12 protein-coding genes and 2 pseudogenes are annotated in these 14,004 nt (G+C 34.6%); 11 read left to right on the forward strand and 3 right to left on the reverse strand.

Features of this window, described 5'->3' with window-relative positions:
• Window positions 1–160 precede the first annotated feature (160 nt).
• Window positions 161–403 carry a hypothetical protein gene (locus BUA03_RS04935; protein WP_066078186.1) on the forward strand — a complete coding sequence of 81 codons (243 nt, stop codon included), beginning with the start codon at window positions 161–163 and terminating at the stop codon, window positions 401–403.
• Complete coding sequence (locus tag BUA03_RS17165; protein ID WP_066078183.1) at window positions 396–692, forward strand: type II toxin-antitoxin system RelE/ParE family toxin; 297 nt, start codon at window positions 396–398, stop codon at window positions 690–692. Before BUA03_RS04935 ends, BUA03_RS17165 begins: the two co-directional genes overlap by 8 nt.
• A 38-nt stretch (window positions 693–730) precedes the next feature.
• Here BUA03_RS17165 and BUA03_RS04945 read toward each other — a convergent pair whose 3' ends face one another.
• The gene (locus tag BUA03_RS04945; protein ID WP_066078180.1) at window positions 731–2,890 is read right to left on the reverse strand and encodes a TonB-dependent receptor; all 2,160 of its coding nucleotides are present in this window, start codon (window positions 2,888–2,890) and stop codon (window positions 731–733) included.
• A gap of 274 nt (window positions 2,891–3,164) precedes the next feature.
• Between BUA03_RS04945 and BUA03_RS04950 the strand changes: the two genes are divergently transcribed.
• The 8 genes and pseudogenes from BUA03_RS04950 to BUA03_RS04985 all read left to right on the forward strand — a co-directional run bounded on the left by BUA03_RS04950 (window position 3,165) and on the right by BUA03_RS04985 (window position 8,914).
• On the forward strand, window positions 3,165–3,728 hold the full coding sequence (locus BUA03_RS04950) for a sugar O-acetyltransferase (protein ID WP_066078178.1): 564 nt from the start codon (window positions 3,165–3,167) through the stop codon (window positions 3,726–3,728).
• Window positions 3,729–3,811: 83 nt separating this feature from the next.
• Window positions 3,812–4,204: a hypothetical protein gene (locus BUA03_RS04955; RefSeq protein WP_066078175.1), complete on the forward strand. Its 393-nt coding sequence runs from the start codon at window positions 3,812–3,814 to the stop codon at window positions 4,202–4,204.
• Between the two features lie 61 nt (window positions 4,205–4,265).
• A pseudogene (gloA2, locus tag BUA03_RS04960) lies at window positions 4,266–4,643 on the forward strand (SMU1112c/YaeR family gloxylase I-like metalloprotein).
• 129 nt (window positions 4,644–4,772) lie between these two features.
• Window positions 4,773–6,053, forward strand: coding sequence for a chloride channel protein (locus tag BUA03_RS04965; protein ID WP_066078171.1), 1,281 nt, complete (start codon window positions 4,773–4,775; stop codon window positions 6,051–6,053).
• A 6-nt stretch (window positions 6,054–6,059) separates the two neighbouring features.
• Window positions 6,060–6,668: an HPP family protein gene (locus tag BUA03_RS04970; RefSeq protein WP_066078168.1), complete on the forward strand. Its 609-nt coding sequence runs from the start codon at window positions 6,060–6,062 to the stop codon at window positions 6,666–6,668.
• A 189-nt stretch (window positions 6,669–6,857) separates the two neighbouring features.
• Window positions 6,858–7,397 (forward strand): IS1096 element passenger TnpR family protein, encoded by a 540-nt coding sequence (locus tag BUA03_RS04975; RefSeq protein ID WP_066078165.1) that lies wholly within the window; start codon window positions 6,858–6,860, stop codon window positions 7,395–7,397.
• A gap of 128 nt (window positions 7,398–7,525) precedes the next feature.
• A pseudogene (locus tag BUA03_RS04980) lies at window positions 7,526–7,807 on the forward strand (four helix bundle protein); the annotation flags it as partial.
• Between the two features lie 48 nt (window positions 7,808–7,855).
• Window positions 7,856–8,914 (forward strand): nucleoid-associated protein, encoded by a 1,059-nt coding sequence (locus BUA03_RS04985; protein ID WP_066078161.1) that lies wholly within the window; start codon window positions 7,856–7,858, stop codon window positions 8,912–8,914.
• A 246-nt stretch (window positions 8,915–9,160) separates the two neighbouring features.
• On the opposite strand, the gene BUA03_RS16630 is transcribed toward BUA03_RS04985, so the two are convergent.
• Window positions 9,161–9,319 (reverse strand): hypothetical protein, encoded by a 159-nt coding sequence (locus BUA03_RS16630; protein ID WP_157492193.1) that lies wholly within the window; start codon window positions 9,317–9,319, stop codon window positions 9,161–9,163.
• A gap of 22 nt (window positions 9,320–9,341) precedes the next feature.
• On the opposite strand from BUA03_RS16630, the gene BUA03_RS04990 reads away from it, so the two are divergent.
• Complete coding sequence (locus BUA03_RS04990; protein WP_066078157.1) at window positions 9,342–13,076, forward strand: metallophosphoesterase; 3,735 nt, start codon at window positions 9,342–9,344, stop codon at window positions 13,074–13,076.
• Here the strand turns inward: BUA03_RS04990 and BUA03_RS04995 are convergent.
• Window positions 13,059–13,934: an esterase-like activity of phytase family protein gene (locus BUA03_RS04995; RefSeq protein WP_066078154.1), complete on the reverse strand. Its 876-nt coding sequence runs from the start codon at window positions 13,932–13,934 to the stop codon at window positions 13,059–13,061. The genes BUA03_RS04990 and BUA03_RS04995 overlap by 18 nt on opposite strands.
• Between the last annotated feature and the right edge of the window lie 70 nt (window positions 13,935–14,004).

A 14,004-nucleotide genomic window follows, 5' to 3' on the forward strand; every position in this document is an offset into this window, starting at 1 on the left:
GGTTATTTTTTTTGATGATTGAAACGTTGTGTTATTTATACTTCAAAAGTATCTCGGTTTTCATTGGATTAAAATTTATAAATACTGAACTGTCAATTTTGATGGATGAGTTGTATTCTGATTAGAAATTAATTTGTAATTTTGATAAAAACACTTGAGGATGAGTACTGCTGAATTAAAATTAAAATTATTCCGTGAAATCGATAATCTGGAAAAAACCAAATTAGAGGAAGTTTACGGGCTATTATTAAATTTCATAAACGCTGAGAAAATTAGCAATGAATGGGACACAATGCCACAAGCGAAACAACAAGGACTACTAGATGCAATTGAGGAATTGAATTCAAATGATGGTCTTGCTCATCAATCAGTTTTGGATAAGTACAAAACAAGGTATGCATAAATCTATCAAGTGGTCATCATTTGCAGATAAAGATCTAGCTAAACTGTTAGAATATCTTGATTCAAAATGGAATAAATCAGTTTGTTTAAAATTTATTAATCATTTAGATTCTTGTATCACTTTGATCCAACAAAACCCTAAGCAATTCCCAGTTATCAATAATGAATTACAAATAAGAAAGTGTGTGATCACAAAACAAAATTCACTTTATTATAGAGAAACTGATACTAGAATTGAGATTTTACGATTATACGATACGCGTCAAAACCCTGAAAATTTATTATTTTAAAGTAATTTTCAATCGTTAAAATAGGCAACTTAAATCCATTACAAATTCCTCAATTGATTGTCTTTTTTGTCGTTGCTAATCGTCCAAAAGAAGCCTACAAAGAAAAACCGATCCGCTGTAGGAATGATTTCTTTTCGTTTGTAAAAACCTGCATTATCTGGATTGTTAGCGTATTCATAACCAAATACATTTTGAGTTCCTAAGACATTGGAAACTGAGAAGTACAAAATCTTTTGTTGGCTCAATAAATACGCCCAGTTAAAGCTTAAACTGTTATACGATTTTGTTTTTCCATTCATGAATTTTGTTTCATTTGGATTGTTGTATGGCCGACCAGCACTATAGGAATTCGTAAAACCTATTTGTGATTTCCAGTCGTTGATCCAGTATTTAGTAACGATTGATACACTATGATCTGCCACAAAATTAGGGGTGACTTGCATTGGAAAGTTTCTGTAATCACGCTTTGTATCGATATAGGAATAGGAAATCCAATATTCTAAATTCTTGATTGATTTTCCGTCTCGCCAAAACAAATCCAGGCCTTTTGCATAACCGGAACCGCTATTGTCATAAACGGAATTAAATGCAGCAGTTTCCGTGTCAAATTTGACCAAATCACGATAGTCTTTATAATAGGTTTCTGCACGAAAGGTTTTTCCGTTTTTACTGTACTGAAAATTCAAAATGTAATGCGACGCTTTCTCGCTTTCAAACTGATTGCTGTTGGAATATTTGATGTATTCCGCATTTGGAGTTTGCGAAAAATCGCCGTAAGCAAAGGAAAACTGACTGTTTTTAGCCATTTTATAAGCAAATGAAATTCGCGGTGAAACTGCCGTTTCATTCAGTAAATCATTATTGGATGCTCTCACTCCAACTTTTGCAGCCCATTTTTTAGAAAAGAAAATATCCGCTTCGGTATACATTGCAGCGATATTAGCATCATAACCATTCGTAAAAATCGAACCCGTATTTTGATTAAAATCCTCATTGAATTGCGTTACAAAATAATCAGCTCCAAAGGATAATTTCAGTCGGTCCGAAAAACTTTTCCGCAGTTTTAGTTTCAAATGGGCCGCATTTTCAGCGTTTTGTACTTTATCTGCCTCTAAATTTATTTTGTTGTTGCTGTAGCCATAACTCAAGCCCGAAGTAATTTGCCAATTATTGCCAAAAACTCCTTTATAAGACGAATTTAAATAAAAATTATTGTTGATTAGGGCCACTCTAATTTTCTCTGGCGAATTGATATTTTCCTGATTAATATCGAATGTTGAATTATCAAAAGCAGCATACACTTTCAAAATTCCATTGTTGAAGTTATAACGATACACCGTTTCTCCAGATAAGCTTTGAAAAGGACTATTCCAATCTAAGTTTTGCGGAATCAGCGCCTGATAGGGTGCTAAGTTCAGGTAATTTGCATTGACGCTCCAGGAACTTTTTTTCCATTTTTGAGTATTCCCAATACCTAAACCTACTGTCATAAAGGAAATTTCTGTTTTATTTTGGTCTGGAGCATCTTGGGTATTTAATAGTAAAACACTGGAAAGCGCTTCACCATATTCGGCAGAATAACCCCCAGTTGAAAATGATATTCCGCTGAATAAAAAAGGAGAAAATCGACCGCGAGTAGGAACATTATTTGTACTTGCTCCGTAAGGTTGCGCAACCCGAATACCATCTACAAAAGTTTGTGTTTCATTGGCTTCGCCACCACGCACAAACAAGCGACCATCTTCGCCTACCGTTTGCGTTCCCGGCAACGTTTGCAAGGCTGCAATAATATTTCCTGCAGAACCAGCTGTAGTTACTATGTCTAACGGTTTTAGGACAGAAACTCGTGCTTTATCGCCCGCTTCTAATGTTCCTGCAGTGATGACAACTGCATCGAGAGACGTTACGCTTTCTCGCAGTTTGATTGTTTTGTTTTGGAAATTAGCTACGTCAATTACTGTTTTTGAAGTTTCAAAAATCAAGAAACTGACGACCAAAGTTGGATTGCCCGTTGCCAAAGTTGTAAAACTAAATGCACCGGTTTCTGTAGTTGAAGCTCCATCGTATGTCCCTTCGATAAAAACATTAGCACCAAAAACTGGTTTTCCTTTCTCATCAAGTATTTTTCCCGAAATTGTTGTTTGTGCAAAAAGAAGTGCCGAAAATAATAAAAGACTAAGTGTGATTATGGTTTTCATCTTATTGGATTTTTGATAAAGCAAATGTATTTTAGAAACACAGGACGAAAAACTATACTGTACTGAACTGTTGAAATTACAGGATGAGTTGTAATAAATTTATTTATAGATTATATTTACAACATACAATGGTGGTCTACCAGCCGGATTTGCATGAGGGATAGCAGTGAAAATCCTCTCTTGTCTCGTTGTTAAAACGAGACAAGAGAGATTGCAACGGATAGCCCGACCGCAGCTTTTGCGGAGGGCATGCCCAAAAAATAAAAAAATAACTATGGATCTAAAGACAGAAAAAGAGAAAATGATTGCCGGTGCGTATTATTTAGCCGGAGATCCAGTTTTAGTAAAAGACAGACGAAGATCTAAAAACCTGCTCCATAGACTGAACGTTACCGAGTACAGGATCACTAAAAAAGCGCGGGAAATAATCAAAGAACTGATTCCGAATGCAGGTGCAAATTTGTACATCGAACCTCCTTTTTTTTGTGATTATGGTTCCAACATTCATTGCGGAGAGAATGTTTACTTTAACGTAAACTGTGTTGTTTTAGACTGCGCGCCAGTTACTATTGGCTCTAATGTTTTTTTTGCACCGGGAGTTCAATTGTATACTGCCACGCATCCGCTGGACGCAGAACTGCGCAAAACACTTGAAAATGCCTTGCCTATCACCATTGGTGACGATTGCTGGATTGGCGGAAACAGTGTTATTTGTCCTGGAATTACCATTGGAAAAGGCTGCGTGATTGGTGCTGGTTCAGTAGTTACAAAAGACATTCCTGATAACTCATTAGCGGTAGGCAATCCAGCAAAAGTGATTCGGAGATTGAACGTTTAGAGAAAATGCTCAATAAAATAACAGGCACTGAAAACTAAATTTTCCTATCTTTGTTATATCAATTTAAACTTAAACAAATCATAATGAAACACCTTAAAGTATTTTTAGTCTTGGCACTTGTTTTTGTCGCAAACGCTGTTTCGGCACAATCCACTTTTGAAAAGTGGCCTGTCATAAAAGAATTTCACGAAGTAATGTCACAAACTTTTCATCCTGCTGAGGAAGGAAATCTGGCACCAATAAAAGCCCGTTCAGAAGAAATGATGAACAAAGCGGCCATGTTATTGAAATCTAGTATTCCAACAGAATTTAAAACTAATGCCATTCTAGCTTCAGCAGAACGATTACAACTTAAAAGCAAGGCGCTGCACAAGCTGGTTAAAGCTAATGGTTCTGATGCCGCAATAGTGAAATCTATTACGGATTTGCATGATACTTTCCATGAAATTGTTGGACTCTGTTCTGATGCAAAATAACAGTAACTAAAGCCCAATCCAGTGATTGGGCTTTTTTTCAGTAACACCCAAGCTACAACTCATTAAAGTGCATCATATTTCCATTATTTGTGCTGATCATCAAAAATCTAAAGTGTTTTACACCACTGTATTAGGACTGACAATTATTCAGGAAATTTATCGAACCGAAAGGCAGTCATAAAAACTAGATTTAGCACTTAATGGTGAATATGTGATTGAATTGTTTTCATTTCCTAGCCCGCCTCAACGTCTTTCCTCTCCCGAAGCGGCTGGAATGCACCACTTGGCTTTTGAAGTCAATGACATTCAAAAAACACGAGGTTTTTTAGTGAATCAATGTATTACTGCAGAAGTAATTCGGGTTGATGAACACACTCGGAAACGATTTTTATTTAGTGCAGATCCAGATGATTTACCAATAGAGTTTTATGAAAAATAAGGTGTTTTTGTTTTCATAAAACTAAAAAAAATAGCTAAATCGCAAAAGAAAACAGATCAATCCCTTTTCTCAGCCAAATGTGATTTTCTTTATTTATTTTTGTAATCCTTAGATAAATTACCTTTTTAAATGAGCAATTTTAAAAAAATTAAAAAAAACTATCAGTTCATTAAATTTCAAAAATTAATCGTTGTTTCCGTTCTCATCGGTTTTTTGGCTTCGTTTTTAGGAGTGATTTTGAAAAATACAACCGAATATTACGAAGAAATTTTCTTTCACCAAGCAATTGTTCACCCCCTATTTTTTGCTGTTTTCCCTGTTTTTGGCTTGTCAGTCATCTATTTCCTAAGAGAGTATTTATTTAAGAAAAAGGAAAATAAAGGAATCAAAGAAGTTTTTGAAAGCACGAATTCCAATTCAAAGAATTTACCTAGTTATAAAATTCCTTCCCATTTCATTAACGGCTTACTGACCGTAGTTTTTGGAGGCTCAACCGGAATAGAAGTGTCAACAGTTGTTGCCTCTGCCACTATTGGTTCCGTTGCACAAAGAAAACAAGATGTATTTAAAAAATACAAAACAGAATTAATCTGTGCAGGAGTTGCAGCGGGAGTTACAGCTTTGTTTAGCAGTCCAATTGCTGGTATTTTGTTTTCACTTGAAGTAATCTCAAAAAAAGTAACACGGGCTTTTCTATTAACAAACCTCCTGGCCGTTTCAATTGCTTTTGGACTTATCTATTTATTGGACGAAAAACCATTGTTTGCGGTACCTATAATAACGTGGCATCTAAGAGCTTTTCCTTACTTCATCCTTCTCGGAATTATAGCAGGAATAAATTCCGTTTATTTAACGCGCTGTGTTCTACTTTTTAAAAACCAATTTTCGAAAATAAAAGAGCCTTTTTGGAAAATTATTATTGGATCCGTACTACTGAGTATTTCCCTTTCTGCATTTCCGCAGCTTTACGGTGAAGGATATCACGCCATCAAAACTCTTTTTACTAATCCAAATGAGATGGTACTTTCTTCTTCATTACTAGTCACTTTCGTGGGGATTTTAGTTTTAAAACCCATTGTTGCGTCAGTTACCTTAGCTTCAGGAGGCGATGGCGGTGTTTTTGCTCCAAGTCTTTTTATAGGAGCTTTTTTAGGATTGCTACTTGCTTTACTTTTGAATAGGTATTTTAATGCTGCTATAATCCCATTAAACTTCATGATCATTGGGATGGCAGCCGTTCTGAGCGCTAGCATTCATGCTCCTTTTACGGCTATCTTTCTGGTTTGTGGACTAACAAATGATTATACGTTGTTCTTCCCAATTCTAGTCGTTTGTTTGGTCTCAAAATATACGGCAAAAGCAATTTATCCATTCACGGTTTATTCCTATTCTCCCCGTTTTGTACAATAAATAATTATGCGAGTTCACAAAATAAAAAGAAGTTATCGTAAAACGAAATACATTCTCTACAAAGAAACTTTGGTTGATTTTCAGGAGCATTTTTGGGCCTTTCTAGGTTCTTTCATTGGCATTGGAATAATAGCGTATTTGCAATCTCAAACTTTACCCAATCAAGATGTGGTTTATTTAATTGGTTCATTTGGCGCATCCAGTGTCTTGATTTATGGTGTTGTTCAAAGTCCATTGGCACAACCCAGAAACCTTGTTGGCGGCCACTTAGTTTCCGCAATTATAGGAGTCACGGTACAACAACTCCTTCCAGATATTCTTTGGATTACAGCACCGCTGGCTGTTTCGCTTTCCATAGTTTTGATGCAAATAACTAAAACACTACATCCACCGGGAGGAGCAACTGCCTTGATAGCGGTGACAGGCTCTACAGAAATTAAAAATTTAGGTTATTGGTATGCATTATCCCCTGTTTTAAGTGGCGTACTTATTTTGTTAGCTGTTGCTTTAATTTTTAATAACATTCCTCATAATAGGCACTATCCTAATCACAAAAAATACCATCAGTTCCGAAAAAGAATAACAAGCCTACTCCAAACTAAACCAAACCAGTAAAATGGCCTGTGACAGACTGCTTTAGAAGTTGGTAAAGGAAATAAAATTATACTCCTTTCCGTATAAAATCGTTTTTATTAATGACCAAGGCAGCAACGCATACGCAAAAATCTTTTCAACAAATCGAAAATCTGAAATCTAAATCTAAAATTATATTTTACCTTTACCCTTTCAATAAAAACAAAGATTATGGTTTATAAATTTAGAGTGATTCTAGACGCGGAAGAAGATGTTTTTAGAGACATTGCAATACTTGAAGACGATACTTTAGAAGATTTACACAATGCTATTTTCAATTCTTTTGGTTTTGACGGAATGGAAGTGGCTTCTTTTTATACTTGTGATGAAACTTGGAACCAGGAAGAAGAGATTTCTCTTTTTGATACTGGTGATGTTCTTGGAGAACAAAAAATCATGAGTGATTACCCCTTATCTGATATTTTAGATAAGCAAAACACTAAAATTCTTTACGTTTATGACTTCATTAACATGTGGACATTCCTTGTAGAACTAGCTGCAATAGAAGATCAGGTTATTGGCAATACGTATCCTGAAACCATTTTTTCTCATGGTGAAATGCCAGATGAAGCCATGGAAAAAAACTTTGAATCGGATAATGCAGATGATTATCAGAATGAATATGAAGATGGTTTAGACGAAGACGATCTGGATATGTTTGAGGGAGATGATAGTTTTGAAGATTACGGATTTGAGGAAAACTGGAATTAATTTTCAGATTCAGAGTAACAAAGATTCACAGGCTTTTAAAATAAATAGGTATGCTTACATTTAAAGACTTACTAATTTGGTAAAAATCTATGATTTTAGTTCAGGCTATCTACTAGTTAACAAATTCATTTCCAAAAGAAGAAATATACGGTTTAACTTCGCAAATCAGGAGAAGTTCAATATCAATTACAAGTAATATCGCTGAAGGATATGGCAAAGATGGCAACAAAGATTATTTAAAATTTTTGAATAGTGCGATAGCTTCATTATTCGAAATGCAAACACAACTTGAAATATCATTTAATCTAGAATATACAAACGAAATTCAATTAAACAAAATATACGGAGAAAGCAGAGAAATAGAAAGAATGTTAAGTTCATTCACTCGAAAAATAAAAGAGCGAATTTAAAACCTTAATTTCCTAGTCTCTTTGCTCCTTTGAACCTCATAAAAAAACATGATCAACTTATACAACACCCACATCGAAAACTTATCAATTCACAGAGTTGGTAATAAAAGCAGAAATGAAGCATTTTTTTTATCAGAGCAACCTTTTAATTTGAATGATGAAATTGTGCCTTTGATGAAAGAATTTTTCTTCAAACCCTTTAGAGAAAAAGAAGAAAATTATTTCCAATTTGCACATGAAATTGACTTAGACTACAACGATATGTTCAAATATGCAACGGAAGTTTTTGATAATCCAAGTTCCATTCATGAGGTTTCAAAAAAAATAACGACGCACTTATTTGAGCAATCCAATCACCCACACATCAAAAACGGAGAGGTCTATGTTACTTATTTGACCAATGTCAGTATTGATAATAATGTAGTAGACGCTATAGGGATTTTCAAAAGTGAGATTCAAGCTGACTTTTTGCAGTTTGAAGAAAAAGAAACACACTTAGAAATGATTTTGCAACAAGGTGTAAGTTTAAATAAATTAGACAAAGGCTGTTTGATCTTTAACTATAAAAAAGAAGAAGGTTATAAAATACTTACGGTAGACAGCAATCGATATGATGCGAGATACTGGTTAGAACATTTCTTGTCCGTCGATGCTTTTGAAGACGAGAACTTCATCACTAAAAAATATTTAAAATTCTGTCAAAACTTTGCTAAAGACGTTGTTTTTCCAGCAGAGGACAAGAAAGAGGAAGTGATGTTCATGAACCGTTCAGTGAATTATTTTGCTAAAAACGATCAGTTTGAAGAAACTAATTTTTTAAACGAAGTATTAGATAATCCAGACCTCATTCCCGAATTTAAAAATTATAAAATAGACAAAGGAGAAAAATACAGCATTGAGGATGTAACTTCGTTCCCTATTGCCAATGCAGCCGTTTCTGATGCCCGTAAATCAATCAAAAACGTAATTAATTTAGATACACACATCCAAATTAAAATGGACTTCATCAATCCAGAAAGTGCGGAGAAATACGTAGAAAAAGGTTGGGATGAAGAAAAACAAATGTATTATTATCTTGTTTACTTCAATAAAGAAGAGAAATCATAGCCTAAAAAGCATACAATAACGCACTATAAAAAAGATTTAGTCCCCAATTCAACTCTGTAATTGGGGATTTGATATTTACAGATAACGGTTTTGGTGGAATGAATTGAATCTCCTGATTTCTCAATATAATCAGGTGTTTTTTTTATTTTTATATTTTATTGGCAGTAATTACCTTAAGGATCCTTTTGGGTTATGGCAATCAGTAATTTACCCAATATGGTGAACTCATGCTGCAACTATCAAAATTTATCTATCGGAAGGAGTAAGAACTACTACATCAGCAAGTGTTTTAGCAACGGTAACCACATCAATTGTGTGTTTTAAATTATGATAGGTATATAACGAAGAAAGTCTATCTTTGAATAATTTTTTAACAAATACTTCAGCCTGTTCTGTTAGATTCATGGACTTATTTTTATACTAAATTATGAAATTATTTTTAGATAAGTGTTTTATTACCTTCAATAAAGCAGGTTTTATATTTTTTATTGCAGTGTTATTTTTTCAATCGTGCGCAACACATCATGCTCAGTTTGGAAAAAAAAGTAAAAATGTAGTTTCCCAGAACGCAACAGACAGTTCAGCAATTGCGCATACTTTTTATTTAATTGGAGACGCAGGAAATACTAACGCAAAAACCGCAGCAAAAATGCTCGGCGCATTAGAGAACCGAATAAAAAAGGCCGACAAAAATGCTACACTTTTATTTCTTGGCGACAACATATATCCAAATGGATTACCAAATACCGACAGTCCAAATGAACGAATTATTGCGGAAAGCAAATTAACAAACCAATTATTAATATCCAATAACTTTAAGGGACAGACCCTCTTCATTCCCGGAAACCACGATTGGTATAGCGGAATTAAGGGATTAGAACGCCAGGCTAAATTTGTAACGGAGTACCTCAACGATAAGAAATCATTCCTTCCTAGAAAAAGTTGCGGTATTGATGATTTAGAAATCAACAAAAATCTGGTTTTAATCACCATCGACAGCCAATGGTTTTTAGAGGATTGGGACAAAAGCCCTTCAATAAATGATGATTGCACGATCAAAACTAGAGAAGCTTTTTTTGAAGAATTTGAAAACCTTTTGAATAAGAATCAAGAAAAAACAGTAATTCTAGCGCTGCATCACCCGCTAATGAGCAATGGATCACATGGAGGTCAATTTTCACTAGAAAAACAACTTTTCCCATTAGAACAAAAGATTCCGCTTCCAATTTTAGGTTCTGTGATCAATTTTGTTCGAAAAACATCTGGAGCAAGTCCCCAAGATATTCAAAATAAGCAATACGGCCTTTTTATCAAAAGAGTAAAAACACTACTTCAAAATCAGGACAATGTTATTGTAGTATCCGGCCATGATCATAATTTGCAATATATTGAAAAAGATAAGATTAAACAAATTATTAGTGGAGCAGGTTCCAAATCTGAGGCTGCTAAAGCACTCTATCCAAATGATTTTTCCTATGGTCGAAATGGGTATGCTTCTTTGGCAATCTATGAAAATGGGGCAGCAAAAGTTTCTTTTTATGGCCAAGAAAAGAATACGGAAAAACTACTTTTTGAGAAATTGGTATTGGACAAAAAAGAAGATTACAACACAAAAGTATTTCCAGTATCATTTCCCAAAACAACCACTGCTAGTATCTATACTTCAAAACAAACCAAGAAATCAGGGTTTTATAGATTCTTCTTCGGAAACCATTACCGCAAATATTACAGTCTACCAATAGTGGCCAAAACCACTACAATTGATACGCTTTTTGGGGGTTTACAACCAAAACGTAACGGTGGTGAAAATCAATCTCATTCTTTACAACTCATTGACAAAACGGGGAAAGAATATGTGATGCGTGCTATGAAAAAAAGCACAACACGTTTTATCCAATCCGTAGCGTTCAAGAATCAGTACATCCAAGATGAATTTGACGATACGTATGCCGAAAATCTACTTTCTGATTTTTACACGACGGCGCACCCATATACGCCCTTTGCTGTGGGCAATTTAGCCTCAAAAATAGGTGTTGCTCATGCGAATCCCACCTTATATTATATACCAAAACAACGTGCTTTGCAAACTTTTAACGCTGAATTTGGAAACGAATTGTACTTGGTGGAAGAACGTCCAACAGATAGCCAAAAGACAGTAGCAAGTTTTGGTAATCCATTGGCCATCATCAGCACAAAAGAGGTATTGAAAAACATCCACAAAGACGATAATTACACAGTAGATGAAAGTGCGTACATAAAAGCTCGATTATTTGATATGCTTATAGGCGATTGGGATCGTCACGAAGATCAATGGCGCTGGGGAGAATATAAAGTAGGCAAAAAAGTAATTTACAAACCCATTCCGCTAAATCGAGATCAGGCATTTACAAAATATGATGGCGCGTTACTGTTTGTATTGATGAAAAGTGCACCATTACGTCACATGCAATCTTTTGAGGATAAAATGAAAAACGTCAAATTGATGAATAGAGAATCATATCCTTTAGACCTCGCTTTTATAAAAATGGCAGATGAAAAGGAATGGATCAAACAAGCAAAATACATACAAGATAACCTATCAGATGAAGCTATAGAGGCAGCCTTTGACAGTTTACCTGCGGCAGTACAAGATGAGACATTGCAAGACATCAAACGAAAATTAAAACTTCGGAAAAAAGAATTGCAACAGTCGGCCTCCCAATATTATACGGTTTTACAACATACCGTTTTGATTGTTGGCACAGATAAAAAAGACAAGTTTGTAATCCAGAATAAAGGAAGAAACAAACTCGAAATCCAAGTGTTTCGCCTTAAAAATGATGGAGACGAACTCCAATATACTAAAAACTTCAACGCTAAAAACACAAAAAAAATATGGATTTATGGTTTAGATGATGAGGATATTTTTGAAGTAAAAGGAAAATCACAATCAGGAATTAAAATCCGATTGATTGGAGGTCAAAATCAGGACTCCTACATAGTTGAAGATGGAAGAAAAATAAAAATTCATGATTTTAAGTCCAAGACTAATACGTATGCATTAGATGCGAAGAGTAAAATTTTATTATCAGACGACTACGAAACTAGTTTATATGATTATAAAAAACCAAAATATAATGCTTTTTCAGGGCTTCCAAATATTGGATTTAATCCTGATGACGGAATAAAAATAGGCATTGTAGCAGGTTATATTGTTAACGATTTTCATCAGAATCCATACACTCAAAAACACAGCTTAAAAACCAATTATTTCTTTGCTACAAAAGGATATGAAGTTATTTATAATGGTAAATTTCCAAAATTATTTGGCAAATGGGATGCTGATTTCGAGAGCCGCTTCACCAGTCCTAATTTTACGATAAATTACTTCGGTTACGGAAATGAGACTGTAAATGAGGATGATACTTTTGGCATGGATTTCAATCGCGTTCGCATCCGAATGCTAAAAGTAATGCCGTCCATTAAAAGAGTTGGACAATACGGTAGTACCATTCAGTTACAAACCAGTTTTGAAAGAATCACCGTCGAAAAAACTATGAATCGGTTTGTAGATCTTTCCCCAAGTGTAAATCCAGCGGTTTTCCAGAGCCAACAATTTGCTGGAGCAATGCTTAAATACAGTTTTGAAAATTATGATGTGCCTTCTTTTCCCTCCATGGGAATGGGATTTAGTATCGCAGGTACATGGAAAATAAATCTAGAAGATACCAAAAGAAATTTCCCTGCATTAGAAAGCAAGCTTAATTTTAATCACAAAATAGATGCCAACGGTAAGGTAGTATTTGCAACTATACTGAAAGGAAAAGCCGTATTAAATGACAATTTTGAATTTTACCAAGGGACGACTTTAGGAGGTGATTATGATTTAAGAGGCTTCAGAAATGAACGCTTTTTAGGAAACCAATCTTTCTATCAAAGTAGTGATATTCGTTTGAATTTAGGAAAAATAAAAAGGAGCATTATACCTATGTCTTACGGAGTCTTAGGTGGTTTTGATTACGGTAGAGTATGGCAGAAAGGTGAAAATTCAAACAAATGGCACCAGTCATTTGGTGGTGGTTTATGGCTGAACGGACTAAACGTATTAACGGCCCGAATCACTTATTTTAAAAGTGCAGGCGAAGAAGCACGAATTGCTTTTGGTCTAGGATTTGGATTTTAACATTTTAAGACTGACATAATAGACATTTCCTCCACTGCTTTTGGTTCTTTCATCGGCAAGGAATAAGCGGCCATTGTCTTTAAAACAAGCCGCTTCTTTTTGAGAGAAATGATTTAATTCCAGCACTGTTTTAGTGCCATTAAGAAAGTCATCATTTTTAAAATTTTCAAATAAAAATAGTTTATCATGTGTTAAAATAGCTACTTTCTCTTCATTTGGGCTAATGGTTGCACTGGTGATTGCACAACTATTATACGTTGTACATGTTTTAAATTCGCCCATCAAAACCGCTTCTTGAACCCCTGGCGCATTGGGTATTTTATATAAAAATGCTGTTCCGTCAAATCCTTTGCTTCTGTTTTTTGTAAAAAGATAGAAATTATCTTTAAACTCAAAAAAACCTTCTACATCATAAAACATTTCCGATTTCTTGGGTGGAAAATCTTTTTGTTCAGGATAAGTAAAGGAGATTTTGTACACGGGTTTTACGCTTTCGCTTTGCAAGGCGTTTTTATCAATTTTGTAAATACTCAAATCCTTTCTATCATTGTCATTATTTCCAAAATCGCCAATATAGAGATTTCCTTCTTTATCTTTTGTGATGTCTTCCCAATCGACATTATTCGTGTCCTCGATGGTTATGGTTTTCTCGATTTTGCCATTAGAATTTATACCATAAATTGCATTTGGGTTGCCACGGTCTTCTAATATCCATAACAAATTGGTACTAGAAACATACGTTATTCCTGACACCTCTTTTAATTTAGTAGGCAAAGAAAAAAGTGCTGTCAAAGAATTTGATTCTTGCTGACAACCCATCAAAATAAAAGATAAACTCAATAAAAAATATTTTTTCATAGCAGAATAACTTGATCTTAATATCAATATCACAAGGGCTTATTCGAAAGCAGTTAAGAGACTTGATTCC

It is taken from the genome of Flavobacterium fryxellicola (assembly GCF_900143245.1).
Lineage (GTDB): Bacteria > Bacteroidota > Bacteroidia > Flavobacteriales > Flavobacteriaceae > Flavobacterium > Flavobacterium fryxellicola.

Excerpts from the sequence above, each read along its gene's own strand:
- BUA03_RS04935 (WP_066078186.1), top strand. The coding sequence starts at position 161 with ATGAGTACTGCTGAATTAAAATTAAAATTATTCCGTGAAATCGATAAT.
- BUA03_RS17165 (WP_066078183.1), top strand. The coding sequence starts at position 396 with ATGCATAAATCTATCAAGTGGTCATCATTTGCAGATAAAGATCTAGCT.
- BUA03_RS04945 (WP_066078180.1), bottom strand. The coding sequence starts at position 2,890 with ATGAAAACCATAATCACACTTAGTCTTTTATTATTTTCGGCACTTCTT.
- BUA03_RS04950 (WP_066078178.1), top strand. The coding sequence starts at position 3,165 with ATGGATCTAAAGACAGAAAAAGAGAAAATGATTGCCGGTGCGTATTAT.
- BUA03_RS04955 (WP_066078175.1), top strand. The coding sequence starts at position 3,812 with ATGAAACACCTTAAAGTATTTTTAGTCTTGGCACTTGTTTTTGTCGCA.
- BUA03_RS04965 (WP_066078171.1), top strand. The coding sequence starts at position 4,773 with ATGAGCAATTTTAAAAAAATTAAAAAAAACTATCAGTTCATTAAATTT.
- BUA03_RS04970 (WP_066078168.1), top strand. The coding sequence starts at position 6,060 with ATGCGAGTTCACAAAATAAAAAGAAGTTATCGTAAAACGAAATACATT.
- BUA03_RS04975 (WP_066078165.1), top strand. The coding sequence starts at position 6,858 with ATGGTTTATAAATTTAGAGTGATTCTAGACGCGGAAGAAGATGTTTTT.
- BUA03_RS04985 (WP_066078161.1), top strand. The coding sequence starts at position 7,856 with ATGATCAACTTATACAACACCCACATCGAAAACTTATCAATTCACAGA.
- BUA03_RS16630 (WP_157492193.1), bottom strand. The coding sequence starts at position 9,319 with ATGAATCTAACAGAACAGGCTGAAGTATTTGTTAAAAAATTATTCAAA.
- BUA03_RS04990 (WP_066078157.1), top strand. The coding sequence starts at position 9,342 with ATGAAATTATTTTTAGATAAGTGTTTTATTACCTTCAATAAAGCAGGT.
- BUA03_RS04995 (WP_066078154.1), bottom strand. The coding sequence starts at position 13,934 with ATGAAAAAATATTTTTTATTGAGTTTATCTTTTATTTTGATGGGTTGT.